1 protein-coding gene and 1 pseudogene are annotated in these 3,857 nt (G+C 28.9%); both read left to right on the forward strand.

The window, feature by feature from the left end; genetic code table 11:
• Positions 1–150: 150 nt before the first annotated feature.
• Positions 151–369: pseudogene (locus tag ACIQ56_RS17305) on the forward strand (DDE-type integrase/transposase/recombinase); the annotation flags it as partial.
• 121 nt (positions 370–490) lie between these two features.
• Positions 491–3,400, forward strand: coding sequence for a hypothetical protein (locus tag ACIQ56_RS17310; protein WP_397602270.1), 2,910 nt, complete (start codon positions 491–493; stop codon positions 3,398–3,400).
• The last annotated feature ends 457 nt before the right edge of the window (positions 3,401–3,857 follow it).

Consider the following 3,857-nt stretch of genomic DNA (forward strand, 5'->3'; position numbering starts at 1 on the left):
AATTTAAAAGTCATTTGCCTATTTGGGAGCAATTTAGCTCCCTCGCTGGATAATTGCGCCTAGAGGGGACATTCTTGAAAAGTAACAACCCAATCTTTCGTAGCTCCTAATTATTTGCAACAGAACCATAAAGATCTTAAATCTGAAGATAAGATCTTAATAAGACAAAATAAATATCTAAATAACCTTGTAGAGCAAGACCACCGATTTATAAAAAAGAAAGTAAAGCCTATGCTTGGTTTCTTCTCCTTGAAATCGGCGAGAGCTACTTTAGCAGGTATTGAACTCCATCATATGCTCAGAAAAGGGCAATTCAAATTTAAAAACCATTTGCCTATTTGGGAGCAATTTAGCTCCCTCGCTGGATAATTGCGCCTAAAGGGGACATTCTTGAAAAGTAGCAACCCAATCTTTCGTGGCTCCTAATTATTTGCAACAGAACCAGAACATTTAGGACAGCGTATAATATAAGTAAGGATACCAGTAAAAGATGCAATTTCAATTTCAATTTTTATTTGCAATTATTTCAAGCAGTGCAGTTTTTTCATTTCCAAGTTTGGCACACACAGATAATAATCAATTTCAAGAAAATCCAAATTCTTATTTGTATCGAGCCTATCAAATATCACTTGAAGATTATAATCGTCATTTTGTTAATTTTTTAAATGGTGGTGATTCACAATCTTTATCAGAAATTGAACGAGCACAAAATAATGGCTCATTTGAACATTTCGATCATAATATTCCCAATTTTTATTCAAGACTTTTAATTAATTATATCACACAGAGAGAATTACCAAGAAGTCTTTTAACAAGTACTTCTCTTCTTGAAAGCCTTAATTATGTTTCTAATCAAATTCGCATTGATGGTCTTCAAACAATTAGAAATAGATATCCACAATTAGGAAATGTGTGGATTATTCAAGAAATCTTGCCAAGGAATTTAGATCAAAATTTAGTTCAAGATGCCAGACCAAATCAAAGAATGTGGACTTCATTAAATGAGGTTGTCATTCGAGCATTGAACGAGAGCGTAGGAATCACAAATGAATTGAGAACTGGTATTGTACCAACACTAAGTCGTCTTACGCTTCCTGCAATTTATAGTCATCCACAAATAATAAGAGAAATAAATGTTACGCATCATCATGACTCATTAAGTATATTAAATGACATAAGAGCAAATGTATTGGCAAATGCAAATTTACCGCAAAATCATTATCGTAGAGATTTTACAACAATATTAGAATATGCTATTTCTGGTTTGTTACCTCAAGTTTCAAATAATATTTGGTTGAGAACTACATTTTATCCAGAATCCGTTTTTTATGATATGGGAAGAACACGAGAACCATATGATAATTTACCTGTTCCAAGAGAATATATTAGAAGAACCTTTGCAGGACAGTTTAACGATGATGGTAATTTTAGTTTATTGACCCATTTAAATGCTGAAGCAAATTTAATTCCCAATTCAATACCATCAGCTATAGAGAACATGTCATTTGTTGGATTAAATGATAGAGAAAATTATGTTACAGATGCAAATCTTTTACATTTTCTAGGTTTAAATTTTGAAGAAGACTACTCTAGGAGAACAGCATCATCAAATTCTTCCAGTCAAAGGGGTTCTCCAGAAAGAACAATTATACCAAATTCAACTAATACTTTAAGAAGAAGATTATCATTAAATAGTATTAGGAATTTTTTTGCGACCTGTAAATTTAAATCCAATGAACGAAGACTAAAAAGAGAACTTCAGCATATTATTTATTCTGAAGAAAATATGTTTCAAACTAATAAAGATGACAATGAGTGCTCTGAAAATCTATATATGGAACAACCATTCAGAATTAAAGGTAGTTTATTTCAATTTAAAACAAATGAAAATAAATCAATATTATTTTCAAATAAACCAGTTAATAAATCATTATCTTTAAAATTTGGTGAAAATAATTCTACAGAATTTGAATTTGCAATTACAAAAGACGGTTTTTATAAAATAATTTATACTAACTTTGAAGATAATATTAACTATTGTCTTACTAAATATAAATTAAATACCGTTTCATTTAGTGAATGTAATGAATTAAAATCTAATGAGCAAAAATGGGATATTACTAAAATTGAAAATTATTCAAGCAAATTTAGTGCAATAATTTCAAAAAATTCCTCGTGTTTAGAGGTTAAAAATGATCAATTTGTTTTAGAAGATAAATGTGATGGTCAAAGTTTTAATGCTCAAATTTTTAATATTTCAGAAACTAGTAAAAGTAATTTTAATCCAATTCAATTTTATACACATTCAATTGTTTTAGAGAATCAATTTATATTACAAAAAAAGTCAAAGAGTAGTGAATTGAATAAATCAAATACTGAATGGAAAATTGGTATTGAAAATATTGGTTATAATGGTTATAAATTAGCTGATAACGAAACCCTAGAAAAATATGTTGCTAAGTTCCCTGTCTCAAAATCTTCAGACTCAATTCACTTCACTCTTACAAAAAATGGAAATATTTATACTAAACTAGGAGGAACATGGTTCTCAATGCCATTATGTTTAACAGCATCAAGCTTAGATGATGGAAGTTGGCAACATGTTGGTTTTAAACCCTGTAACAAAAGTCAGGATAAATTTCAACTTTGGGATTTAAGCTTTATCACAAATAGAGCAAATGTTTCTGATGTATTTATAACCAGTAATTTAAAACTTAAAAATGCAAATATTTGTTTGAGAATGAAAAATAAAGGTACTAACTGGGGAGATTTATTCTTATCAAAATGCGATGGGACTACTGAAAATTCTTATTTGCTAAAATTAAAATTTATTCCCACATTATCTGGTTTATCTTTTAAAGAAAATTTAAATTTGAGTTACAAACAAATTAAACATGATGATACTTATATCGCACCTACAAGTAAAAATTGGATTAATTTATCAAATAATTTAAATTGGTTATTTAGATATGAGCCAGAATCTATGCGGATAATGGGATATGATTATAGTAGTAACAACGATAATTCACCTTATTGTCTTGCAAAATATAATGGAAATAGCTATTTAAATATTGAACAAAGTAAACTTCAAGGAAATTATGTATATTTCGAATTAAAAAAATGTAATTATGAACAAGTAGAGGCAAATGAACAATTCTTACTTAGAAAAAAATTAATGAATGATAACAAATTGAAATTTGAAATTTATTCACCATGGCAAGAACATAAAGCAACAACGATTGATACTTTATTTAAAACTCAGCACCCATATTATTATTCTGATCCAAAAAATATTTTATGTACTGGTAAAGATCATTCTGGATATTTATGGATAGGAAACTGTCTATCCTTTGTTCAATCAACTTGGAATCAAGGCGTATTATTTGAATGGAATAAATAAGATTCTGTTGCAAAGATATTAGCTTAGAGTGGATTTTCAACAAGCTTATTTTAGGAAAAAGTAGTTCTTCCCTTCTATCTCATCTGGGGTCTTTTTGCGAACAGACACAACGTTAAGGCCCTCTAAGCCGATAGCTTCGTTTTGACGCCATTTGAAGCCAGAAAATAACTTTTTTCCCTTTAAAAAAGGGAATTTAACTTGCAAAAAATTTGGTTACACTTGTTTTAACTTTTAAGAAAAAAATGTTCGCATTTTTTTAACAGAGTGAGAATTTAAAGGTATTTTTAAAAATAATTGAATCCAAAGTGTGCAATTTTATCTCAAAATCAAGTTAAAAGTTCGTACTCTGCCCGTTGTGCGAAGTATTTTAGTGTTTTTCTCATAACTAAGTTTTTTAAAATTAAATCCTATATAAAATAAGGATAACTATTAAAAAAAAACGGGGTTAAATGGCGTG

Origin of the sequence: Silvanigrella sp., from assembly GCF_044369315.1 — a bacterium.
Classification (GTDB): domain Bacteria; phylum Bdellovibrionota_B; class Oligoflexia; order Silvanigrellales; family Silvanigrellaceae; genus Silvanigrella.

Bases quoted from the DNA above. Each gene is read 5' to 3' on its own strand.
- ACIQ56_RS17310 (WP_397602270.1), top strand. From the start codon at position 491: ATGCAATTTCAATTTCAATTTTTATTTGCAATTATTTCAAGCAGTGCA.